Raw genomic sequence first — 24,783 nt, 5'->3', positions numbered from 1 at the left:
CCTCCTCTGTCTTTCTCTTTTCTTTTTAGATTCAAGAAGCGGCATTCAGTTTCCTTCCAACTTATGAAAAATCCTCTAAATTATATAACAATTCTTCAATATGAATTTGTGTCGGGTCTAGTTGTATTAACTGCGTAAATACTTCTTTCGCCTCTTTTCGCATTCCTTCTTCTAATAAGAAATAACCGTACTCTTCCAAGAAATCTGGATGATTCTTAAAAGAAGTATATGCACTTTCATAGTGTTTTAATGCATCCGAATACATTTCTAATTGTTTTTTTGCAAATGCAAGATCCCAAAGTAGTTGTGTATCTGGTTCTCCACTGTCAATTGCACGCTCTACAACTGCAATTAGCTCTTCGTATTTCTCTTGTTCTTTTAAAATATACGCATATTTTAATATCGCACCTAAATGTCCCGGATCTAGCTCCAGTGCTTTTTGAAGCACTTCTTCTGCCTCCGCTATTTTACCTAATTTCGCCGCAATATTCGCTAATTCTACATAGAAAGGAACAGACAGCTCATCTACTTTAATTCCTTCTTGAAGTGTTTCATAGCTTTCTTGAAGCATGCCTTCTTTTTCATAGCTTTTCGCTAAATACATGTATAACGATGCGTATTCAGGATCTAATTCTTTTAATTCTTGCCAAGCACCAATTGCTCTTTGATATTCTTCTCCTTGGTATAATGTGAAGGCATATCCAAATAATGAGTGAATATCTTTTTGCTCTTCTAACCCCGCTTCATAGTAAGAGATTGCCTCTTCCCAGTTTCCAATAGCACTTAAAGTTTCTGCTAGACGAAGCGCAATGACAACACCACCCATAACTTTATGTTCTGCTAGTAACGATTCATAATAAGTGATCGCCTTTTGCTCTTCACCTTTACTACTATATAATTCTGCTAACCCAAACGTAATAACAGGCTCGTCTGGCATCATTTCTTTCGCCTTTAATAGTTTTTGTTCTGCTACATCATCAAAACCTTGCATTTGGAATAAATCCGCTACAAGTAATAACGATTGAACATATAAATCATCGTTTTCTGGAATATCATGAAGCACTTCAATCGCTTCATCTTCTTTATCTAAATCAATATATAATTCTGCTAAAAATACCGTAAATTCACTTTCTTCCGGATATAGCAAGCGTAAGTCTTCAGTAATTGCTAACGCCTCATCCATAAACCCAAGTGTATGATAGTAACGAGCGATATCATACTTCTCTTCATCATTAGCAACTCGTAGTTGTTCTTTTAATAATTGTAATCCTTTTTCTGCTTCACCGTTTTCAATATAAGAAACAGCCTGTTCAAACTTTTGCATAAACGTCTCCTTTAATTCAAAAAATATTCTCTTCTGTTCATTTATCATAAGCAACTAGGTGTAAGAACGCAACCTTTTGAGTGAGCTACCTCTTCCTATACTTTCTCTCATAGCGCAGCTAATTGTTCGAAAAATTCCGGATACGATACAGCGACCGCATCACTATTCTCTATTTTCACTTCTCCATCTATAATACACGATGCGATTGCAAGCATCATCCCAATACGATGATCGCCGTGACTATTAACAGTATTTCCTTTTAAACTTTGTTTACCATATATAATCATACCATCTGGTGTAGCTTCAATCTTCGCACCTAATTTTCCTAATTCATCTACAACCGTATCGATACGATTTGTTTCTTTTACTTTTAACTCCTCAGCGTTTTTAATAACAGTAATTCCTTCTGCCTGCGTTGCCAATAAAGCAATTACAGGAATTTCATCAATTAATCTTGGAATAAGAGTTCCACCAATTTCTATTCCTTTTAGTTTAGATGTTTCAATCGTAATATCCCCGCACGGTTCAAACTCTTCATTTCTAATATGATCGATAGAAATAAGTGCACCCATCTTTGTTAATACATCTAAAATCCCTGTTCTCGTCGGATTTAAACCAATATTTTCCAATACAAGCTTACTATTTTGGACAATTGCACCAGCTACTAAAAAAAATGCCGCCGAAGAAATATCTCCTGGAACTTCTATGTCTGCACCTTTAAGTTGTTGTCCACCTTGTAATGAAACGGTCCGTCCATTAACATCTACGGTACAACCGAATGCACGCAACATTCTTTCCGTATGATCACGAGATTGCATAGGCTCTGTTACCGTAGTAATCCCTTCCCCTTGCAAACCCGCAAGTAAAACTGCTGACTTCACTTGTGCGCTTGCTACTGGTGAATGGTAATGCATCCCTTTTACCTTACCACCGCGAATAGATAAAGGTGTATATTGTCCGTTTTCTCTACCATCAATTTGAGCATTCATCTTACTAAGCGGGTCTGTAACACGTTTCATAGGACGTTTTCCAATTGATGCATCACCAATTATCGTACTATGGAACGGTGTATTTGCTAAAATCCCAAGCATAAGACGAATAGTCGTCCCTGAATTCCCCACATCTAATACTTCTTTCGGTTCTTGTAAATTATGTAATCCTTTACCGTAAATCGTGACATCGTTACCAAACTGTTCAATCTGGACACCTAGTTTTTGAAAACATGCAATTGTACTTAAACAATCTTCTCCTAATAAAAAATTTGATACTTTCGTCGTCCCTTCCGCTATCGCTCCAAACATAACAGAGCGATGCGAAATAGATTTATCTCCTGGAACAACAATTTTCCCATTCAAACTATTTTTTCGTCCTACTAGTTTCAAACTGTATCCTCCTCACATTTTAAATAAGTTATATGTACAATAGTTCTTCTTATACGTCTACTTCTATTGTAACGTTTTCTTTCTTGAACGTGCAAACAACTCCCCTTATTGCAGTTCAAATGAAAAAGGCTCCTGTAACAGGAGCCTCCACCATTTCTTAAGAATACGTTTCTTCTTTCTTCACTTGTTCTTTTACAAGTTCCGTAAGTAATTCAATAATCTCATCATTTTCTTCTTTTAATCCAACAGTAATACGAATACCATCATGCATACCAAATGCTGCACCAGAACGAACGATATATCCTTTTTTCATTAATCGTTCGAAAGCTTCATTACCAGGTATACCAAGTTTCAAGAAAATGAAATTCGTTTGAGATGGATAGTAGAATACGTTATATTCCTTACAAAATGCATAATATTGATTTAATCCTCCGGCATTTTTCTTCACACACTCTTGTAAAAACTGTTGATCCTCTATTGCCGCTAATGCTACCGCTTGGGCGATAGTTGATGTGTTAAATGGTAGTCTCGCTACCTCTAGCTGCCCAATAAGCTTTGCATCACCAATCGCATATCCAATACGAAAAGCAGCTAATCCATATGCTTTTGAGAATGTGCGTAGCACCATAAGATTTTCGTACTTTTCAAGAAGAGGTAATGTTTGCGGATAATCTTCTGCCCCAGCATATTCATAATATGCTTCGTCCATAATAACGAGCGCTGACTTTGGAACTGATTCTAAAAATGAAAGTAATTTTTGTTTTTCTACATATGTACCTGTCGGATTATTCGGATTACAAACCCATACAATCTTCGTTTTCTCATCTACTTGTTGTAACATTGCATCTAAATCGTGAATGCCATCTTTAAGTGGTACTTCACGAACTTCTGCTCCTTCAATAACAGCATGGTGATGGTATTGCGAGAACGTAGGGTTCGCCATTACAACATTTGTTCCATTATGTAGCAAAGCACGACTAATCATTTGAATAACTTCATCTAGCCCACTACCAAATAAAAGTTGTTCCGCTTTTACACCTAAATGCTCTGCTACTTTCTCACGAAGCTCAAATGCCGCCCCGTCCGGATAGAGTGCATATTGATTAGCTAACGAAGTTAATGCTTCTGTCACACGCGCAGAGCAGCCAAATGGGTTTTCATTCGACGCTAACTTCACAATTTTTGACAATCCATATTCTCTTTTTACTTCTTCAATATTTTTCCCAGGTACATATGCTCTCAAAGTTAACAATTGCTCTTTTACTCTCACTTTTCTTCCCCCAGTCATTGATATGATTTATAATGTCTTACTGTCACCTTTAATCATAACCGTCACCATTACGAGAATACCTTTAAATATGCATTTCATACCTGTTCTACGACTTTTTTACACCATATCCTTTTGAAATGCTTCTAACGCAATATGAACAGTCTCATCTGAAATAGATACGACATTCACTCCCCCATATTCCTGCATAAGCACCATATGAATTGTTCCAGCATTTGCTTTTTTATCTTGTTTCATCAACTGAACGAGACGTTCTACATTCAAGTCACTTGGCATTTTTGGATAACCGTATTTCAAGAACCACTGCTTCATTTCTTCATAAGAAAGATCAACTTTGTACACTTGCTCACTTAAAAACATAGCAAATAGCATGCCAACCGCTACTCCATCACCGTGAGTAATATTCCCATATCCTAACTCTTTTTCAAGAGCATGTCCTAACGTATGCCCAAAATTCAAATGGGCACGTACACCTTTTTCTGTTTCGTCTTGCGACACAATATTCGCTTTCACAGGAATCGCCTTCGTTAATATATGAATTAACTTTTCATCACGAAGATCCGTTAACGTTTGCACTTCTTCTTTTAACCAATGATATAGCTCTACATCACCAATAAGAGCATGCTTTATCACTTCTGCATAACCTGATCGCCACTCTTTTTCAGGAAGTGAATGTAAAAATGGCGTATGATATACAACAGCTTCTGGCTGATGAAACGCTCCAATCATATTTTTTCCTAGCGGATGGTTAATTGCTACTTTCCCGCCTACTGCGCTATCGTGAGCTAATAAAGTCGTTGGAACTTGGACAAAGCGAATACCACGCATAAACGACGCGGCAACAAATCCAGCCAAATCTCCAATCATTCCGCCTCCAAGTGCGATGATTAAAGAATTTCTATCTAATTTATTTTCAAGAGCCGAAGTGTGAGCCTCATAGAAATTTTCAAAAGACTTCTCTTTTTCGCCACTCGGTACAACAAACGAAAATACTTTTTGCTCTACTTGCAATGCATCAACAACTGTCTGTAAATGCAGTGATGCAACAGCTTCATCAGAAATGATCATTATGTTAGATACTGCAGGATTCATTTTTTGAATAAGCGTTGTTAAGTGTGACAACGCCTCCCTTCCAACATGTACATCATATTCTTTTGATTTCGTTTGAATATGTATGTTCTCCATTAAAATCCCCTCGCATATTCATTATGTTTCTCAATATTTTCACGTATAAGATCGATACGATCTAATCCAAATTGTTCAATTAAAGCTGTTGCGAGCTCCCAAGCCACAACAGCTTCAGCCACAACGCTAGCTGCTGGCACTGCACAACTATCTGAACGTTCAATACTCGCTGTAAAAGGTTCTTTCGTATCAATATCAACACTTTGAAGCGGTTTATATAATGTCGGTATCGGTTTCATAACACCGCGCACAACAACCGGCATACCAGTTGTCATGCCACCTTCTAATCCACCTGCATTGTTCGTTTGTCTTCTGTACCCTTGCACTTCATCCCAAAGGATTTCATCATGCACTTCACTTCCTGGTCTATGTGCTGCTTCAAAACCAATTCCAATTTCAACACCTTTAAAAGCGTTAATACTCATAATTGCCGCTGCTAATTTTGCATCTAATTTTCTATCATAATGTACATAGCTACCTACTCCAATTGGCATTCCTTCTACAACTACTTCAACACTACCACCGATAGAATCACCATTTGCCTTCGCATCATCAATTGCTTGCATCATCTTTTTACCGGCCTCTTCATCTAAACAACGTACAGGAGATGCTTCTGTAGTACTTTGTAATTCCACAATAGAGTTATATTTAATATTTGCTGCCTGTACACCACCAATCTCGATAACATGTCCCGCTACTTGTATACCTAATTCCGCTAATATTTTTTTTGCAACTGCACCAGCTGCAACACGAACTGTCGTTTCACGTGCTGAAGAACGCTCTAATACATTCCTCATATCTCTATGACCATATTTAATCGCACCATTTAAATCTGCGTGTCCAGGTCTAGGTTTCGTAACTTGCCTTTTCATTTCTTTCTCTTCCTGCTCAGTTAACGGCTCTGCACCCATAACCTTTGTCCAATGTGTAAAATCACGATTTTCAACAACAAGTGCAATCGGTGACCCCATCGTCTTCCCATGCCTAACACCACTTACAATTTGCACTTGGTCTTTCTCAATTTGCATGCGTCTACCGCGTCCATATCCTTTTTGTCTTCTAGCTAATTCTTCATTTATATCATTCGCTACTAAAGATAGCCCTGCCGGAACACCTTCTAAAATTGTCGTAAGTTGCGGACCGTGGGATTCACCAGCTGTAATATATCGCATACGTTATTCCTCTTTTCGCATATGTATTTATCCCGCTACATAAAGCAGCTATATTACCTTCCATCACTCTTTAAAATACAAAGAAATTATATAGTAAATCGAATGTTTGCTTTCCCTACTTGTAATTGTTCGATTATTTTCATAATAGTAAACCTTTTACTTTACATACCAATATATCATAACAGCCCTAACTTCGTAACTGATCGAAATAAAAAAAGTGCAAGAAGAATACCCCTATTCTTCTCACACTTTTTACTATTATCACAGTTATTAAAGCGTTTACAAATTATTTCGAAATAATTAGTAAATCCATTGATTCATTAATTTTGAGTAGTCTACTAATTCTTCTTCCTTAAAGAAAATAGCAATCTCGCGTTCTGCACTTTCTAAAGAATCCGAACCGTGGATAATGTTTTTCGCAACAGTTACACCGAAATCTCCACGAATTGTTCCAGGAGCAGCTTCATGTGGTCGTGTTTTACCCATCATATTGCGTGCTGTATCTACTACACCTTCACCTTGCCATACCATTGCGAATACAGGACCAGATGTAATAAAGTCTACTAATTCACCAAAGAAAGGTCTTTCTTTATGCTCACCGTAGTGTTGTTCAGCAATTTCCGGAGTAACTTGCATTAATTTTGCACCAACTAATTGAAAGCCCTTTTTCTCAAAACGAGCTACAATTTCCCCAATGAAGGCACGTTGTACACCGTCTGGTTTTACCATTAGAAATGTTTTTTCCATAAAAAATCTCTCCACTTCTGAATTATGTATGTAATTGTATATCCCCACACACATATTAACACCCTTATCACAATTGCGCAATAGTTTTGAAATAGAGAGATTATTTTATTTTTTAGACAAAACACTAAAATTTTCGTTTTCCAATATACTTTGCGACATTTTGCAACGCATACTTCGCCTGTCCACGAGGGAGTGGTTTTATTATTTCTAATGCTTTATGTAAATAACGTTCACTAAACGAAAATGCTTTATCAATAGCTTCGCTCGCTTTAATATCATCAATAATTTCTTTCATTTCACTTGCTGTTGTATTTTCATGCACAGATGTAATTTTTTGACGAAGAACTGGATCTTCCATGGCATACAAAACAGGTAATGTAATGTTACCTTGTAATAAATCACCACCAGCAGGCTTTCCAAGCTTCTCTTCTGTCGATACGAAATCTAAAATATCATCAATAATTTGATAAGACATACCAACAAAATATCCGTACCAAAATAGACGATTTACAGTATCACGATTAGCACCAGCAGCAATCGCTCCCAACTGACAACTTGCGGCGATTAACAATGCTGTTTTTCGTTTTATCCTTCTTAAATACGTTCGTAAATTTTGATCATAGTTATACTTATCTTTAATTTGTTCGATTTCACCTTTACAAACTTCTAAAATTGTATGGGACAACGCTTGATGTGCATCTGGAATTTCTATATTTGTTATACATTCAAGAGACTTCGCAAACAAGTAGTCTCCTGTATACATTGCAATACGATCTCCCCATTTCGCATTCACTGTTGCGCTACCGCGTCGTAAAAACGCAGCATCAATGACATCATCGTGAACAAGCGAAGCCATATGAATTAGTTCTAATGCAACCGCAACATGCTTAATTGCATCTAACTTATAATCCCCAAATTTCCCTGCAAGCAAAACAAAAACAGGGCGAATCCGCTTCCCGCCTGCTTCAATAAGCTGTAATGCCGCTTCTTCTACTAACGGCTGCTCAGAAGCAACTGTCTTCTTCAATTCTTTTTCTATAACATTAATATCCGATCGTAAAAAAGAGTACATAAGTTGTAACTTCATATTGTTCACCTTAACCTAAAACGTCTTTTTTCTATTTTCTATTTTGATTCTGGTTTAATACCTAAATGCATAGCTGCTACACCAAAAGTAAATGGTTTCACTTGCACATTCTTAAGCCCAGCTTCTTCAAACATACGTGCTAACTCTTTCATCCCAGGGAATGTACTAGCAGATTCCTGAAGCCATGAATATTCTTTATAACTTTTCGCAAACATCTTTCCAAATAACGGCATGATATATTTAAAGTATAAGACATATCCTTGACGAAAACCTATCATCGTTGGTTGAGATGTTTCCAGGCAAATTACTTTTCCACCAGGCTTTACTACACGCGTCATTTCTTTTAATACTTGCATGTAATCCGGAACGTTACGTAACCCAAAACCAATCGTTACATAATCAAACGTATTATCTTCATAAGGAAGTTCCATTGCATTTCCATGCATAAGTTCTACTTGCTTTAATTCTAAAGCTTCTACCTTTTGTTTACCGACAGCTAGCATATTTTCGCTAAAGTCTAAACCGTAAACCTTCCCATCTTCACCTACAGCTCCCGCTAGTGCAATTGTCCAATCTGCCGTCCCGCAGCATACGTCAAGTGCCTTACTCCCGAGTTTCACATCCATAATTCGCATCGTTTCTTTGCGCCATGCCTTATGCCTTTGAAAACTAATTACAGAATTCATCACATCGTATTTATCAGAAATTTTCTCAAATACGTCATGTACTCTTTCTTCTTTTGATTGTTGCATGCTCGTACCTTCTTCCAATGTAAAGTTGCTTATTTCCTTGATTTATCTCTTAACATAGAAATTATCTCATTAACTTCTGTATGATTCTCTAAAAAATTTTCTTCTTGCTTTCTCATTTCCATAAGCCATTCATTAATAACTGTTTCCAAATTTTTATCATCATCCAATGAGATTTTTTGGACTGCTTGAAAAACAGGTGAATTTTGTTTATCAGCATACAATTGACACTCTTTTTGAAGACGATTTTTTCCTAACACATAAGTTATATATGGTTTCCAATTAGATAACTGAAAATGATCACATGTTTTTTGCAAAAGCGCAGATTCAATTATTACTACACTTTCCATTATGTCTTGAATCGCCACATGTGCTTTTTGATATAGCATAATTTTATGTTCATTAATCTCCTTAATTCCTTCAGCAAGTGCACGAATTAAGATAATATCACAATTCATTGACAATAAGTAATAGTATAGACCACTATAATAATCCCCTGCAAGAACTGTCAATTGACGACGCTTATGGAATCCACTCGTCTCTTCGTTTGCTTTATTTGATACTTTTTCATGTGTATCAAGAGCAATTTGTACAAGCATAATCGTTACGACATAATGATCAATTTGTTCTTTATGTATATTTGCACTTTTTAATGCACCGTATAACAGCACTATTTTTTCTTCATCAATAAATGGTTCTTCAATATAGTTTATAAAATAAGGATGGCGTAATTTCTCCATCAATTTCTCTTTAATACCCGCATACCCTCCGTAGATGTCACACACAAAAAATCACCCTTGTTTTCTAATTCATAAAATTTATTATAACACATACATTCTATTTTCTATAATCAAAACTTGGCTACTTCTGCCAAACTGCCACCGAATAAAGCCTCAACTTTTATTCATACAAGTTATCTTCGTCTCTAACAACTACAAACATTCATTTACACAAAAGGCAGAAGTAATTTTCAACCTTTATATTCTTGCTCTTTAACATTAAAACTATATCATTTTTTTGTATATAAAAAAAAGAAAAGCAGTTTCCCGCTCTTCTTTAATTCGTCTTAATAAACGATAAAATTTCACTACGTGCTGCTGCATCATTTTCTAACACGCCGCGCACTGCAGTCGTTACTGTTTTCGCACCAGGCTTTTTCACACCACGCATCGTCATACACATATGCTCTGCTTCTACTACTACCATTACACCATGCGGCTCTAGTACTTCCATAATAGAGTTAGCTACTGTTGATGTAATACGTTCTTGTAGTTGCGGACGACGCGCAATTGTGTCTACAGTACGAGCTAATTTACTTAGTCCCGTTACTTTTCCACCTTGCGGAATATATGCAACGTGAGCAACTCCATAAAACGGAACAAGATGATGCTCACACATCGAATAGAATGGTATATCTTTTACTAGCACAAGCTCTTCGTGGTCTTCTCCGAATACTTTGTGTAAATGCTCTTTCGGATCCTCATGCATTCCTGAGAATACTTCTGCGTACATTTTCGCAACACGTTTCGGTGTATCAAGTACTCCCTCGCGATTTGGGTCATCTCCGATTGCCTCTAAAATAAGACGTACTGCATGTTCAATTTGTTCTAAATTAACTTTTGCCATCCGCTAGCCCTCCCGAAAAACCTAAAAGTGATACGAACACATTCTAGCATATTTATGTTTTTAAAAGCAAAAAGAAGAGTTTCCAAAAAGGAAACTCTTCTTCCCTGTTAATATGTAAGGATTATTTAACCGCATCTTTTAACGCTTTACCAGGTTTGAATGCAGGTACTTTACTTGCAGCGATTTCAATCTCCTCACCTGTTTGTGGGTTACGACCTTTACGAGCCGCACGCTCACGAACTTCGAAGTTACCGAATCCGATTAGTTGTACTTTATCACCTTGTTTTAAAGCTTCTAAGATAGAATCAAAAACAGCGTCCACTGCTTTTGTTGCGTCCTTTTTAGAAAGGGAACTTGCTTCTGCAACAGCATTGATTAAATCTGTCTTGTTCATGCCATTCACCTCCTCCCAAAGATAAGACTGTATAATGATCATAAAATGAGTCTTACTTTCATTTGTAGGCAATTTTTACAAATTCTATACTACAAAGATGTAGATAAATCATTATCAACGCCTATATTATACGATTCTCCTTTATAATTCAATATTTTTAAGGAAATTGTTACTCTAAAAATGTGAAATTCTGATGAAACTTGACAATTTACAACAAAATATTAGATAATGACTGTTTATTTTTCTATTACGTACTCAAAAAGAAAAAAATCCCTCTACAATTAGAGGGATTTTTTTCTTATAATATAATCGCAATTAATCCGCCAGATCCTTCATTAATAATTCTTTCTAGCGTTTCTTTTAATTTATAACGAGCGTTTTCTGGCATTAGAGATAACTTCGCTTGAATTCCTTCTCTAACAATAGAGCTAAGAGAGCGCCCAAATATATCAGAATTCCAAATTGATAGCGGGTCATCTTCAAAATCTTGCATCAAGTAACGAACTAGTTCTTCACTTTGTTTTTCAGTACCGATAATTGGTTCAAATGTTGATTCTACATCCACTTTAATCATATGAATAGACGGCGCAACCGCTTTTAATTTAACACCGAACCTTGAGCCGTGACGAATAATTTCCGGTTCATCTAAGCTCATATCAGCTAATGCAGGCGCTGCTACTCCATATCCGGTTTGTTTTACCATCCGCAAGGCATCCGCCACTTGGTCATATTCTGTTTTCGCATGAGATAAATCGAGCATAAGCTTTAATAAATGATCTTTCCCTCGAATCTCTACTCCTACTACTTCTTTTAAAATTTGATCATACAATTCATCTGGCGCATATAAATCAATCTCTGCCACACCTTGCCCCATATCGATGCCAGCTAGACTTGCTCGATCAATAAATTCATATTGACTAAACTGCCAAACGACACGGTCCACATCACGAAGACGTTTTATATCCTTTACAGTCTCTTGAACCGCTTCCTGATAACTTTGGCGTAACCAATGCCCTTCATTTAGCACCATTACCCAGCTCGGAAGGTTTACATTCACTTCTAAAACCGGGAACTCGAATAATGCTTCTCGCAGTACGTTATACACATCTGTTTCTCTTAAACTCTCTACACTCATCGCAATTACTGGGATATCATATTCTTCTGATAAACTTTGACGTAACTGCTCCGTATCTGGATGGTATGGCTGTACAGTATTGATAATCATAATGAAAGGCTTTCCTACTTCTTTTAACTCATTTACAACGCGTTCTTCTGCCTCTATATAATCTCTTCTTGGAATTTCACCAATTGTTCCATCTGTTGTAATAACGACACCAATTGTTGAATGCTCTTGAATTACTTTACGTGTTCCGATTTCTGCAGCTTCATGGAATGGAATAGGCTCTTCATACCAAGGAGTATTAATCATGCGCGGACCATTCTCATCTTCATAGCCTTTTGCTCCTGGAACCGTATATCCAACACAATCTACTAATCGAATATTTACTTCAAGACCTTCATCTACTTCGATAGAAACCGCTTGGTTTGGAACAAACTTCGGTTCCGTCGTCATTATTGTACGACCAGCAGCACTTTGAGGCAGTTCATCCTGCGCTCTTTGACGGTCTGACTCATTTTCAATATTGGGAATAACAACAAGTTCCATAAATTTTTTAATAAATGTTGATTTCCCTGTTCGAACAGCTCCTACAACTCCAAAATAAATATCACCGCCTGTGCGTTCCGCAATATCTTTAAAAATATCTACCTTTTCCAAGTGATTCCCTCCCTCAATATTTTTGGGAATAATTCCACGTTTATAGTCAACTAATACCTTCTCTAATGTTGCCTATAATATCTGATATAATATAATGGTATTCTAGAAGTTCGGACAATATATCATATAATTTTGTCCAATTTCATATGACTATTTAAAAATACCTTTTGTTTGCATCGCAAGTTGTATAACATAAAAAACCTTTCTTCTAGAACTTATTCACTAAAAGAAAGGTTCATGACTTATGATTTCAAAAAAATTGGTTCTCCATTTTTTACTGTGTACGGCAAAGAATATGCAGGAACAAACGGGGAATCCTTCGATAGTATACTCCGGATATCTTCACCTTCTTTAAATTGTCCTTCATTTTTTTTCAACGCTTCATATAAGTCAATTCTATAATCAACAAACAATTCTCCTTTTTCATTAATTACAAGAGGGAGACCTTTTCCTGAGTACGGACTTGTCACTTGTGGTACATCTTTATATCCTAGTTTTTTGAAGTCTAATTCATAAACACCATCTGTGATCACTTTTTTAAAAGGTGGATATTGATGTTCATCACGATACATTCTTAGCTTCAATGCCACTTCTTGAATTTGTTCCGCCATTCTCACATCAATTAACTTTACTGTCGGATTTTTTTCAACATCTATTAATACATATTGATATACTCCACCACTTTCATACGCATTCCCTGGTGCCTCTTGTATGTATCTTGGAGCAATTTTTTGAAAATCAATTGGATACTTCTGATAAATCGGCGTACTCATATCACGCGTCTTAATTGGTAATAAACCATCCGTTTGCTCCTTATATGTATTAATGGCTTTTTGTACAACTTGCAACTGGTCTTCATAAGGAATAGCACTTTGTTTCATATTTTCTCTTGGATACATACACCCTGTTAAAATGCTCATGCAACAAAATATTAAAATAATATGGATTTTTTTCACTGACAATCACCTTTTCATGCTAGTATGGACTGTTGCTTTTGTAACATTTACCGACTACACATCCTTTATTGCTCAATAGGGCCACTAAATACAACAAGGAAAATAACAATTCCCGATACAATCATGAGGGTGTACGCTACTAAAGCTGTAATCCCTTTCAAAAATTTATTCTTCATTTTATGCCTACTCAATAAAATAAAACTTACTGCAAGAAACATAAATCCAATTGCCCCTAAAGCAAACCACATTTTCATAAGTCCTTCCGACATATATACACCCCCTTTACTTTCAATCTATTTTTATACTATTTTAACAAATTAAAATCTTTAAACAAATAAAAATCATCATTTTTCCGTGAATTGATGATTTTTATTTAAAATAATAAAACCGAAGCACGAAATGATGCGCTTCGGTTGACCAAATATGCCCTTAACAGCTCTATTCCCATTCTTTCATAACTATCATATGCATTCTCTAAACTCTTTGTTTCTCATAATTTATTTTTTAAACATTTTACTTAACGAACCAAAATCCGCCGGCATATTATTGTTAATAATCGCTTTTACAATTTGATCCTCTTGCTCTTTCGGCACTTCGCGTCCTGCCATTAGAGCAACTTGATGAATCAATTGGCGAAGCACTGTCTCATCACGTAAGTTCGCATTTTGAACAGACGACGCTAATTTAAAAATATCTTCTTTGTTCACTTTCGCTTCTTTTTCAATGTTATTAAAAATGTTGTTATCCATTCTTTTCACCCTCTCCTCAAGTTACTCTTCATCCTATGCAGAGATGAAAAATTGGTGAAAAGACCCATAAAAAATAAAAAACGGTAGAAGTACGAAATGTACTTCTACCGCTTTCTTTATAACAAATCAGGTATCGCTTCAACTTCATGTTTTCGAACACGTCCCATCAATGAGCCTACTGCATCTTTCACATTATTCCCATTGAACAGCACGTCATATAAAGCAGCTGTAATCGGCATTTCAACTTCCATTTTCTCTGCCAATTCATGAGCAGCTTTCGTTGTTCTTACACCTTCTACAACCATACCCATACTTTCTAGCACTTCTTCTAAAGAGTGCCCTTTTCCAAGCATATTTCCAGCGCGCCAATTTCGGCTATGCACACTTGTACAAGTTACAATTAAGTCTCCCATACCAGTTAGACCAGCAAACGTTAACGGATTTCCGCCCATTTTTCTTCCTAAACGAGCAATCTCTGTTAAACCACGTGTCATTAATGCCGCTTTCGCATTATCACCTAATCCAAGCCCGTCAGATATCCCCGCAGCTAGTGCAATAATATTTTTTAAAGCACCACCAAGTTCAACTCCAACGATATCTGGGTTTGTATATACACGGAAATAGCTATTCATAAACAAATCTTGTACTCCCTCAGCCGCTTCCATACGCTTTGCTGCAGACGTAACAGTTGTCGCTTGACGCAATCCAACTTCTTCAGCGTGACTCGGCCCAGATAGTACAACAACATCCTTAATCAAGCTCTCTGGAATTTCTTCCTCAATCACTTCCGAAATACGTTTTGACGTACCTGGTTCGATTCCTTTACTTGCATGAATCCAAGTAATTGGCTCTGTAACAATTTCTTTCATCTCTTGCAATACGTCTCTGTACGCTTTCGTCGGTACTACTAGCAGTACTGTATTTACATCTACTAATGCTTCTTCTAAAGAAGAGTAGGCTACGATTGTGCTTGGCAATGTAATCCCTGGAAGATATCTACTGTTCTCACGCTTCGTATTAATTTCATTCATGAGTTCAGGACGGTTTCCCCAAATACGTACATCATGCCCATTGTCAGCTAATACCATCGCTAACGCTGTTCCCCAGCTACCTGCTCCTATTACTGTGATTTTTGTCATAAAATCACATCCTCTCCATTAGTCTCTTGCTCTAGCGATAATGTGAATCGGCGTTCCTACAAAACCGAACGCTTCACGTAAACGGTTCTTTAAGAAGCGCTCATATGAAAAGTGCATTAATTCTGTATCGTTTACAAATATAACAAATGTTGGTGGTTTTACCGCAACCTGTGTCGCATAGAATATTTTCAGACGGCTACCATTATGAGTCGGCGTTGGATTCATCGCTACCGCATCCATAATTACATCATTTAATACATTCGTTTGTACGCGGATGCTATGGCTTTCATTTACTTCATTAATAACTGGTAATAATGTTTGTGTACGTTTTTTCGTTTTCGCAGATAAGAATACAATCGGCGCATACTCTAAAAATTGGAAATGAGCGCGAATGTTTTCTTCAAATGCTTTCATTGTTTTTTCATCTTTTTTCACTGCATCCCATTTGTTTACGACGATAATAACAGCACGTCCTGAATCATGAGCATATCCAGCGATTTTTTTATCCTGTTCAATAATTCCTTCTTCTCCGTCTAAAACGACTAAAACAACGTCAGAACGTTCAATCGCTCTAAGTGCACGAAGTACACTATATTTTTCTGTACTTTCGTATACTTTCCCTTTTTTACGCATACCAGCTGTATCGATGATTACATAATCTTGATCATCTTTACTATATGGTGTATCAACAGCATCACGTGTCGTTCCCGCTATATTACTTACAATTACACGTTCTTGACCAAGAAGTGCATTTACAAGTGATGATTTCCCTACGTTTGGACGTCCAATTAAAGAGAAACGGATTGTTTCATCGTCATACGCTTCTTCTTCAATCTTTGGAAAATGATTTGCAGCTTCATCTAACAAATCACCAAGTCCTAAACCGTGTGTACCTGAAATCGGGAATGGCTCGCCAAATCCTAATGCATAAAAATCATAAATATCACTACGCATGTCCGGATTATCAACCTTATTTACTGCAAGTACAATTGGTTTTTTAGAACGGTATAAAATTTTAGCAACTTCTTCATCTGCTGCAGTTACACCATCGCGACCATTCGTCATAAAAATGATAACATCTGCTTCATCAATCGCTACTTCCGCCTGTTGACGAATTTGTGTCAAGAACGGCTCGTCTCCAATATCAATTCCACCTGTATCAATGATGTTAAACTCATGATTTAACCATTCTCCCGCACTATAAATACGGTCTCGCGTTATACCTGGTATATCTTCTACGATTGAAACTCTTTCTCCAACAATTCTATTGAAAATAGTAGATTTCCCCACGTTCGGGCGGCCTACTATTGCTATTACTGGTTTCGGCATATACTTTCATCCTTTCAACTTGCTTCTGTTTATTATGTAAAAAACCCTTCTTTGTGCAAGAAGGGATTTGCATTCCAGAATATTTCTCAACGTATCAAAACACCTCACATTATACCACACGTTACTAATGTTTCACAATAATATATACATTATCTTGTAAGCGATGTGCAATACCATCTAAAATAGCCTCTAAATTATTTGCAACAAATTCCAGTTCCTCTGTCGACTCGCAAATAAATAAAGGAGCACCACCTGCAAATTTCTCTGGTGTTGTTGTAATGACTGCGAGAATAACACTTTCTAACATCATCTCTTATCTCCCCTTCCTTTCGGAGCTTCTGATGACATATGAACAGCACTCTCTAATGTTGGTACATTTCCGATTACCCCTATCGCTTTTTCTGCATCTTGATCTTGCGGCAGAACAAAAATTCCAACTCTCCCATCCTCTAAATCACGCTTCGCTAACGGTACAAGTGCCGGCGTTCCAGAATCTCTATATATTCCTAAAGCAACCGAAACATCATGTAAAATAGCTTGCCGTTGTCCTAAGTTTGAGATTGTAACCATCGCATCTATCGATTTCGGTTTTAAAATAAATCCCATTCCATATTTCATAATTTCTTCTTGCCTTGCTGGCAATCCAATATTCATAATGTAAATATTATCAATATAAAGTCCCGCTCCTTCAAAACGAAGTGGAACGTGCTCTATTTCTACAAGGTCATGAAGTCTTTTACCTGACATTAATTTTTTCGCAATGAAAAAACTTACTATACCAGTAATTACCCCGGCAATCCATGAATCGAATCCTATATACGCAAACGTTGTTACAAACGACGTTAACATCGCCAAGTAGTTACGACTTTCAAATACTAATGCAATTCCTTCAATGTATGTATTACCACGTGGTACGAGCTCATATCCATCTAATTGTTGAAGCGTATTTCTTTCCATATTGCGCACATCACGAAATTGCGTCGCTGCTAACGTAAGAAATGTAATTGCAGAGAAATCTTTTTTCAAAACAGACGGAATCGCAATTGCTCCTAAGGCAGCCGCAATTAATCCCATCGCGATATGAATAATTTTCCCGTGAAGCCTCGTCGGATATTGCCTCGTATCGGTACGAAGCATTAACAACCTAGTTATTGTACCTGCAATTACGCCACATAAAATAGCTGGTGTATATTCAGTCATGTATTACCCTCGCCTTTCTTTTACGTGTTTTCCTCTTAAATTGTTCCATATATACCGATGCCTTTGTAATCCAAAGTAAAATCGCCATAAATAAAGTGGAAACAGCAGCAACATCTAAAAAAGCTAAACTGCCGTATTCATAAGGAAAATGTAATTTACGAAAAATCAGCGTCACCAATAATTCTCCTTGTAACATCCCTATATATAAGGAGCATAATCGTAATATGCGATCCCCGTGCAATAAAACCGATGCATACACAAGTGCACCACTTAACAGCAACAACCTATCAACCACAATCCAAATTGGATCATATACTTCTAACAAATGAAAGCTTGTATATAACATTGCAATAATAAGTGCCGAAAGTAAGGTATATAATTTTTTCCAAATAGAATATAACGCGATACCTACAAAAGAAATAATACAAAGCAAAAGGGCATTTACCGATATCGTAAAAGAAGCAATCGTCACATTTAACGGAGAACAAATAATAAAAATTAATATACAAGCACTTATCTTCCAACGAATAGATTCCTTTTTCATAAAAAAGGTCACGACAATCCACCCTATCCAAGCAACAAAATAAAAAGTACTCCCATCCATCATTTCACCTCCTATGATTTCCATTATGGGAACTTTTTATGAAAGTTAATCCTCCTTTTCTTTGTGCATAGTTTTTCTCATAACAGCAAAACTTTTAATAAGGAGGTGTAACTCACAATGGGTAAAGATCGCCAGGAACGAAAGCTAAGAGAATCACGCCGCGTTGAATCTGATCGCGACCAATCACTTCAATATCCCGGTGCAACAAGTCTTGATACACCGGAGCAAGCTCGAAAGCAGAATCAGCATTAAATAAAGTGAAACCTCAGTGGGGGGGTATCCATCCCCACTGATTATTAGCTCACACCAATCAAGTTGCCCTCAAATAGGCAATACAAAAAGACGGTTTCGATATTGTACGAAACCGTCTTTTTACACAATTATTTTATTTATTTCTACTCGTAATATAATTCTTTTGTTTTCGCATTATAAACCCTATCACTCAACGAGGCATCAATCGTAACTACACCTGTTGTTTTTTTAGAATATGCAATAACATAATACGTATGTAGAGAAGGATTTTTACTCTTTACCTCTACACGTACATAATCTGTCTCTCCTATCTCATTTAACTTTCGCTCAACCTCTTTTTTCGCACCTACAATATCTTCTTTTTCTCCTTTAATTTCCCTACTCACAATGGTATATCCTTGATCAGAAAGTAATACTACTTCAGCATTACTTAAACTCACTTCATTTGGTATATTAAAATAATAAATTGCATACGAATCTTCCGATGGATTTTTGTCTTCTCCTAATTCCCTTGGCAAAATTAGTGCTTCTATTCCACTTCCTGCATTCACCGTTGGATTCCTATACAATTTATTCCCGACTGCGATTGCAATATTCGCCGTTTTAATTGCTGATTGTGCTGTTGTTGAACTAGAATCTCCTTCTCTTACATTTGAAGTTAATGAAATTTCAACCTTTTTATTATATCCAAAAACCGCTGTATCTTCTCTTATATTTCGTGCATGGATGTTAACATCTTCACTATTATATGTAATGCGTCCTATTGTATTTTTACTATTTGAAGATACATTATCTCCTTTTTTATTAACATCCTCATCCCCTAAATTATCGTAAATTTTCCCTTGTTTCTTTTGACTCTTAAATAGCAATCTCTTATCTTGTTTTATCGCTAACCAGCTATATAGAGAAGAATACTTTCTTACTTTTACCATGTTTTCCCGCACGATATTTATATATACTTTTATCATAATGTAAATTCTCTCTTTTTTCCATTTATAGAATTATATAGAACGATAACTTCCCGCCCTCCCTCTTCATTTTACGAAAATAAAACGCAAAAAAATCAACCGGATGGTTGATTTTTTATCGCCTACTATAATGTGCAGTGTCAATCCCTCGCTGCGCTAACCAATGGTACGTTTCACCTTTTACAACAAGAGGTACAGATTGTAACTCTTCTATCATCTTCACGCCAAGAGCTGTCATAATAAATTTTAAATCTGTATGTAAAAGATCAATTTCATCCACTAAATTCTCAACACCATCTTGCATTAAAATACGTAAAAAGTATCCAGCAAACGCAGTTGTATTCGCCCCTAATGCGATTGCCTTTGCCACGTCAAGTGCTGTTTGTATACCCCCAGATGCAATAAAAGAGAGGTTATTATTTGTAGAGGTTGCTTCAATAATCGAGGTAGCTGTTTGTATGCCCCAGTTATTAAAATAAGAAAGCATTCGCTGTCTTCTTTCATTTTCAACAGCAGCAAAATTCGTACCACCTTGTCCGCCAATATCAATTGCTGTTATACCTATATTCGCTAACTGTTGTACTGTTTCCTTACTCATTCCAAAACCGACTTCTTTTACGATGACAGGTACTTTACTTTTTAAAACTATTTTCTCAATCCGCTGAAGTACACCAGTAAAATCACGGTCTCCTTCTGGCATCGTTAACTCCTGTATGACATTTAAATGAATTTGCAGTGCATTCGCTTCAATCATATCAACGGCACGCTCTGCCTGTTCGACAGTTGCCTCACTTCCTAAGTTTGCGAAAAAAATCCCATTCGGATTTACTTTCCTAACAACTTTATACGAAGCCGCTTCACTTTCATCTTTTAAAGCTGCCATTTGCGAACCTACAGCCATAGCAAGGTTATGATGTTTCGCTACATATGCTAATTGCTCATTAATATGTAATGTTTGCTCTCCTCCACCACCAGTCATCGCATTGATAAAAATCGGCGAACTTAGTGAAAGTTCGCCGATTTTTGTTTCACATGTTATAGTGTCATAACTTGAATTTGGCAAGCTTTGATGCACAAAATCAATATCATGAAAGCCATGCGTACGAGACTGACCAGTAGAAAGAGCATATTCAATATGATCTAATTTACGTTTTGCCCTTACCACTTATACCCCTCTTTATTTCTTTAATTTTTTCAGTTGTTCACCAATAATATCACTTAACTGGAAAGTAGCCGAATCAGCATTTGGCTCATATTGGCTATAATCTTCTGTTACATTATTTTCTTCAAGCGTTTCTTTTATGCTTAAAGAAATACGTTTTTCTGCTACATGGACTTCAAGTACTTTCACTTTTACTTCTTGTCCCATTTCCAATACTTCATTTGGATTTTTCACGTGACGATTTGCAATTTGAGATACATGTACAAGCCCTTCAACACCAGGTAAAATTTCAACAAACGCACCGAATGTAACAAGGCGTTTTACTACTCCCTCACGAATATCTCCAGCTTTTATTTCGCCAGCAACATTTTCCCAAGGTCCTGGCTGAGCTGCTTTAATTGATAAAGAAATACGTTGCGTATCAGCATCAACAGATAACACTTTTACCTTTACCTTTTGACCTTGCTCTAATACCTCAGAAGGTTGCTCTACACGTTCGTGTGAAATTTGTGAAATGTGAACTAAACCGTCCACACCACCAACGTTAACGAAAGCACCAAAATCCGTTAATCGTTGTACTGTTCCTTCAACAATGTCCCCTTCTTTTAACGAAGAGATTGCTTCTTTTTTCTTAGAATCTAGTTCTAGTTCTACTACCGCTTTATGTGAAAGAATAACACGATTTTTTTCACGGTCTAATTCAACAATTTTCACCGCTAATGTTTTTCCTTTATAGTCAGCAAAGTCTTCTACATAATGTACTTCTACAAGTGAAGCTGGGATAAAACCACGAACACCAAGGTCCACAACTAACCCACCATTCACGATATCTTTTACAATAACATCAAATACATGACCAGAATTAAATTTTTCTTGTAATTCTACCCACGCTTTTTCTGCGTCAACAGCTCTCTTAGATAAAACAAGATCATCATCTTCTAATTTAATAATTTTCAATTCAAGTGTTTGATCTAATTCTACAACATCGCTTGCTTTTTCAATATGAACGTTAGCTAATTCACTAATCGGAATTACGCCATCTGTTTTGTATCCAACATTTACAAGAACTTGTTTCTCTTCAACTTTCGTTACAGAACCTGTAACAACGTCACCAACTTGTAATTCTTTTGAATTCATAACTTCTTCATTCATTTTCTCTACCATGGAAATACCTCCCTACAGAATTGACAAAGCATTTTTATGTATATACGAAATGAAAACAAATGTTTTCATTTGCATGTTTAAGAATTTATCATCACATATTCTGTTTCAATACAGTTCACAAGAAACTATATTAAATCTATATAAATAGTATACAGCAAAATCATCTTGAAGAAAGTATGATTTGAAATATAATAGCGAATATATTCTGACATTTTTTCCCCTATGTAACTAACTTCTTACAAATTAGCCCATTTGTCAAGAAAAGAGACTTATAATTCACTTATCCTTTACATTTCAAAAAAAAAAAGAAAGAGGATAGTCCTCTTTCTTTATTTCGCAAATACTCCTGAAACAATACCCATAATTTTTTGGACAACTTCTTCAATTGATAAAGAAGTTGTATCTAATTCCAATGCATCATCAGCTTTTTTCAAAGGAGAAACTTCGCGTTCTGAATCTAATTTATCACGCCTAGCAATTTCTTCTCTTAACTGCTCTAAATTAGAATCGAAACCTTTATTCATATTTTCTAAATGTCTTCTTTCCGCTCTTTCTTCTACAGAAGCAAGCATAAAGATTTTCACTTCAGCATCCGGTAGTACATGTGTACCAATATCACGGCCATCCATTACTACGCCGCCTTTTTTAGCTAATCCTTGTTGACGACGTACCATTTCTTCACGAACAAGACGATGCTTTGCTACAATAGATACACGATTCGTCACATCTGGCGTACGAATCACTTCAGAAACATCTTGTCCATTTAAAAATACAAGTTGTGTATTTTCCCCTTGCTGAAATTCAATATTTACATTTTTTACAACTTCCATTAACTTTTCTTCATTTTCAATATCCACTTTTTGTTCAAGGGCTGCATATGTAATAGTACGGTACATTGCGCCTGTATCAATGTAAACATATGAAAGTTTTTTTGCAACAACTTTTGCCACTGTACTTTTCCCAGCAGCCGCTGGACCATCTATAGCAATCGAAATTCGTTTATCCATTGTAACACCTCATTTTTCACTTATAAAACAAAACGAAAAGCAGGTATTTTCCCCCTGCTTCTTCTCATTTGCCTCACGTCATTAAATCCTCAATAATTGTAGCATAATCCATCATAGAAGAAAATGAAAACTACTTATTCACCTGTAAGATTTCCGCCTTATTTTTCGTGACGACACCTTCGTAATAAACAATTTTCGATAAATATTTCACTGAAGATTTATGTATAAAAAGCAGTTGGACGACAGAAAGAAAAATAAATTGAATCAGTAATATACGAATTATAATTTTCTCCACTTTTTTCAAAAAAACTCACTCCTTCCCTCTCTACACTTACACATCCACTCTCATAAATTTCCATAAACAAAACCTAACCTAATAACCACTTACCGGAGCACACTTAAGGTAATTTATTTTATTGTCATTTTCTAAGCATACTTTTATACATTTTCATTGTCGAATTTACTCAAAACATGTTATGTTCTAAATGTATTTTTCAACTTGAAAGGGGTATAAGCATTGAAAAGAATCCTAGTTTTACACACAGGTGGAACAATTGCAATGGAGGAAAATAAAGAAACTGGGGTCGTACAACCAGGTAAAAAGAATCCTCTTTTAAAATTCATTCCTGATTTAGAAGGCGATGTTGATTTAATTGTCGAAGATGTGTTCCATCTTCCATCTCCTCACATGACTCCTAGCGAAATGCTACAATTGCAAGTCATCATTGACGAAAGAGTAAAACAAGACGATATTCACGGCGTAGTCATCACGCATGGTACCGATACATTAGAAGAGACAGCTTATTTTCTTGATTTAACAGTTCAAGCAACTATCCCAATCGTTGTGACAGGGGCAATGCGTTCTAGTAATGAATTAGGTGCCGATGGTCTATATAATTTCTTATCAGCTGTAAAAGTTGCTAGTAGTAATGAAGCTGCTGAAAAAGGCGTTCTAGTCGTATTAAATGACGAAATACATTGTGCTACAAATGTAACAAAAACGCACACAAGTAATGTCGCGACATTCCAAAGTCCACAGTACGGACCAATTGGCATGGTAACAAAACGTGGTGTTGTTTTCCATCATGCTTTAGTGCATCACGAAACATGCACAGTACGACAGATTTCTAAAAACGTTGTCGTTCTAAAAGCATACGCAGGTATGGATGATACATTATTATCAGCAATCGAAACACTACCAGTAGACGGAATTGTTATTGAAGCACTTGGACAAGGTAATTTACCTCCAAGAACACTTCCTAGTCTAGGGCGATTAATAGAAAAAGGCATTCCAATTGTATTAGTTTCACGCTGCTTTAACGGTATCGTTCAAGACGTATACTCTTATGAAGGTGGCGGAAAACAATTAAAAGATATGGGCATTGTTTTCACCTACGGTTTAAACGCTCAAAAGGCGCGAATTAAATTACTAGTCGCACTAGAAAACACAAACTCTCACGAAACAATCCAACATATGTTTATGCACGATTAAAAAGAAGCTGTCGAAGATTTCGACAGCTTC

Annotated in this window: 27 protein-coding genes; 2 read left to right on the top strand and 25 right to left on the bottom strand. The window is 36.4% G+C overall.

Going from position 1 to position 24,783, the window contains the following annotated elements:
* Positions 1 to 61: 61 nt before the first annotated feature.
* The 20 genes from MR066_RS06870 to MR066_RS06775 form a co-directional block, all read right to left on the bottom strand.
* Positions 62 to 1,324, bottom strand: a complete 1,263-nt coding sequence (locus MR066_RS06870; protein ID WP_002086616.1) for a tetratricopeptide repeat protein — start codon at positions 1,322 to 1,324, stop codon at positions 62 to 64.
* Between the two features lie 107 nt (positions 1,325 to 1,431).
* Positions 1,432 to 2,706 (bottom strand): 3-phosphoshikimate 1-carboxyvinyltransferase, encoded by a 1,275-nt coding sequence (gene aroA / locus MR066_RS06865; protein ID WP_242246339.1) that lies wholly within the window; start codon positions 2,704 to 2,706, stop codon positions 1,432 to 1,434.
* Between the two features lie 157 nt (positions 2,707 to 2,863).
* Positions 2,864 to 3,976 carry a histidinol-phosphate transaminase gene (hisC, locus tag MR066_RS06860; protein WP_002188988.1) on the bottom strand — a complete coding sequence of 371 codons (1,113 nt, stop codon included), beginning with the start codon at positions 3,974 to 3,976 and terminating at the stop codon, positions 2,864 to 2,866.
* A 117-nt stretch (positions 3,977 to 4,093) separates the two neighbouring features.
* Complete coding sequence (gene aroB / locus MR066_RS06855) at positions 4,094 to 5,179, bottom strand: 3-dehydroquinate synthase (protein ID WP_002011826.1); 1,086 nt, start codon at positions 5,177 to 5,179, stop codon at positions 4,094 to 4,096.
* A complete protein-coding gene (aroC, locus tag MR066_RS06850; RefSeq protein ID WP_242246337.1) occupies positions 5,179 to 6,351 on the bottom strand; it encodes a chorismate synthase in 1,173 nt (390 codons plus the stop codon). Before aroC ends, aroB begins: the two co-directional genes overlap by 1 nt.
* Before the next feature lie 300 nt (positions 6,352 to 6,651).
* On the bottom strand, positions 6,652 to 7,098 hold the full coding sequence (gene ndk / locus MR066_RS06845) for a nucleoside-diphosphate kinase (protein ID WP_000415879.1): 447 nt from the start codon (positions 7,096 to 7,098) through the stop codon (positions 6,652 to 6,654).
* 124 nt (positions 7,099 to 7,222) lie between these two features.
* The gene (gene hepT / locus MR066_RS06840; protein WP_002011823.1) at positions 7,223 to 8,185 is read right to left on the bottom strand and encodes a heptaprenyl diphosphate synthase component II; all 963 of its coding nucleotides are present in this window, start codon (positions 8,183 to 8,185) and stop codon (positions 7,223 to 7,225) included.
* Positions 8,186 to 8,223: 38 nt separating this feature from the next.
* Positions 8,224 to 8,937: a demethylmenaquinone methyltransferase gene (locus tag MR066_RS06835; RefSeq protein WP_242246335.1), complete on the bottom strand. Its 714-nt coding sequence runs from the start codon at positions 8,935 to 8,937 to the stop codon at positions 8,224 to 8,226.
* 29 nt (positions 8,938 to 8,966) lie between these two features.
* Entirely contained in the window at positions 8,967 to 9,719 is a 753-nt protein-coding gene (locus tag MR066_RS06830; RefSeq protein ID WP_242246334.1) for a heptaprenyl diphosphate synthase component 1, read from the bottom strand.
* 271 nt (positions 9,720 to 9,990) lie between these two features.
* Positions 9,991 to 10,560: a GTP cyclohydrolase I FolE gene (gene folE, locus MR066_RS06825; protein WP_002011819.1), complete on the bottom strand. Its 570-nt coding sequence runs from the start codon at positions 10,558 to 10,560 to the stop codon at positions 9,991 to 9,993.
* Positions 10,561 to 10,681: 121 nt separating this feature from the next.
* Positions 10,682 to 10,954 carry an HU family DNA-binding protein gene (locus tag MR066_RS06820; protein WP_001043860.1) on the bottom strand — a complete coding sequence of 91 codons (273 nt, stop codon included), beginning with the start codon at positions 10,952 to 10,954 and terminating at the stop codon, positions 10,682 to 10,684.
* Positions 10,955 to 11,252: 298 nt separating this feature from the next.
* Positions 11,253 to 12,731, bottom strand: coding sequence for a stage IV sporulation protein A (spoIVA, locus tag MR066_RS06815; protein WP_000416521.1), 1,479 nt, complete (start codon positions 12,729 to 12,731; stop codon positions 11,253 to 11,255).
* Positions 12,732 to 12,973: 242 nt separating this feature from the next.
* A complete protein-coding gene (locus MR066_RS06810; protein WP_002126422.1) occupies positions 12,974 to 13,687 on the bottom strand; it encodes a hypothetical protein in 714 nt (237 codons plus the stop codon).
* 65 nt (positions 13,688 to 13,752) lie between these two features.
* Complete coding sequence (locus tag MR066_RS06805) at positions 13,753 to 13,956, bottom strand: DUF2768 domain-containing protein (RefSeq protein WP_002011815.1); 204 nt, start codon at positions 13,954 to 13,956, stop codon at positions 13,753 to 13,755.
* A 228-nt stretch (positions 13,957 to 14,184) separates the two neighbouring features.
* A complete protein-coding gene (locus tag MR066_RS06800) occupies positions 14,185 to 14,436 on the bottom strand; it encodes a stage VI sporulation protein F (protein WP_000369753.1) in 252 nt (83 codons plus the stop codon).
* A gap of 116 nt (positions 14,437 to 14,552) precedes the next feature.
* Positions 14,553 to 15,575 (bottom strand): NAD(P)H-dependent glycerol-3-phosphate dehydrogenase, encoded by a 1,023-nt coding sequence (locus MR066_RS06795; RefSeq protein ID WP_002011813.1) that lies wholly within the window; start codon positions 15,573 to 15,575, stop codon positions 14,553 to 14,555.
* 18 nt (positions 15,576 to 15,593) lie between these two features.
* Positions 15,594 to 16,904: a ribosome biogenesis GTPase Der gene (gene der / locus MR066_RS06790; RefSeq protein WP_002011811.1), complete on the bottom strand. Its 1,311-nt coding sequence runs from the start codon at positions 16,902 to 16,904 to the stop codon at positions 15,594 to 15,596.
* Between the two features lie 124 nt (positions 16,905 to 17,028).
* Positions 17,029 to 17,214, bottom strand: coding sequence for a capping complex subunit for YIEGIA (locus MR066_RS06785; RefSeq protein WP_002086624.1), 186 nt, complete (start codon positions 17,212 to 17,214; stop codon positions 17,029 to 17,031).
* A complete protein-coding gene (locus tag MR066_RS06780; protein ID WP_002086625.1) occupies positions 17,211 to 18,104 on the bottom strand; it encodes a YIEGIA family protein in 894 nt (297 codons plus the stop codon). The genes MR066_RS06785 and MR066_RS06780 overlap by 4 nt, the downstream gene beginning before the upstream one ends.
* On the bottom strand, positions 18,097 to 18,708 hold the full coding sequence (locus MR066_RS06775; protein ID WP_002086626.1) for a YphA family membrane protein: 612 nt from the start codon (positions 18,706 to 18,708) through the stop codon (positions 18,097 to 18,099). The genes MR066_RS06780 and MR066_RS06775 overlap by 8 nt, the downstream gene beginning before the upstream one ends.
* Positions 18,709 to 18,825: 117 nt before the next feature.
* On the opposite strand from MR066_RS06775, the gene MR066_RS06770 reads away from it, so the two are divergent.
* Positions 18,826 to 18,960 (top strand): YpzI family protein, encoded by a 135-nt coding sequence (locus MR066_RS06770; protein ID WP_000513901.1) that lies wholly within the window; start codon positions 18,826 to 18,828, stop codon positions 18,958 to 18,960.
* Between the two features lie 143 nt (positions 18,961 to 19,103).
* Here MR066_RS06770 and MR066_RS06765 read toward each other — a convergent pair whose 3' ends face one another.
* The 5 genes from MR066_RS06765 to MR066_RS06745 form a co-directional block, all read right to left on the bottom strand.
* Entirely contained in the window at positions 19,104 to 19,892 is a 789-nt protein-coding gene (locus tag MR066_RS06765) for a hypothetical protein (RefSeq protein WP_242246723.1), read from the bottom strand.
* Between the two features lie 151 nt (positions 19,893 to 20,043).
* Positions 20,044 to 21,093, bottom strand: a complete 1,050-nt coding sequence (gene fni / locus MR066_RS06760) for a type 2 isopentenyl-diphosphate Delta-isomerase (protein ID WP_242246332.1) — start codon at positions 21,091 to 21,093, stop codon at positions 20,044 to 20,046.
* A 12-nt stretch (positions 21,094 to 21,105) separates the two neighbouring features.
* Positions 21,106 to 22,254, bottom strand: a complete 1,149-nt coding sequence (gene rpsA, locus MR066_RS06755) for a 30S ribosomal protein S1 (RefSeq protein ID WP_002126412.1) — start codon at positions 22,252 to 22,254, stop codon at positions 21,106 to 21,108.
* A 329-nt stretch (positions 22,255 to 22,583) separates the two neighbouring features.
* A complete protein-coding gene (gene cmk, locus MR066_RS06750) occupies positions 22,584 to 23,261 on the bottom strand; it encodes a (d)CMP kinase (protein ID WP_002011798.1) in 678 nt (225 codons plus the stop codon).
* A 130-nt stretch (positions 23,262 to 23,391) separates the two neighbouring features.
* Entirely contained in the window at positions 23,392 to 23,565 is a 174-nt protein-coding gene (locus MR066_RS06745) for a DUF5359 family protein (RefSeq protein ID WP_002135263.1), read from the bottom strand.
* Between the two features lie 213 nt (positions 23,566 to 23,778).
* On the opposite strand from MR066_RS06745, the gene ansA reads away from it, so the two are divergent.
* A complete protein-coding gene (gene ansA, locus MR066_RS06740; protein ID WP_277928959.1) occupies positions 23,779 to 24,753 on the top strand; it encodes an asparaginase in 975 nt (324 codons plus the stop codon).
* The last annotated feature ends 30 nt before the right edge of the window (positions 24,754 to 24,783 follow it).

Origin of the sequence: Bacillus cereus group sp. BfR-BA-01523, assembly GCF_022662615.1 — a bacterium.
Taxonomy (GTDB): Bacteria; Bacillota; Bacilli; order Bacillales; family Bacillaceae_G; genus Bacillus_A; species Bacillus_A mycoides.
Note: the sequence above shows the minus strand (reverse complement) of the source record. Positions and strands in the feature narration are given on the sequence as shown.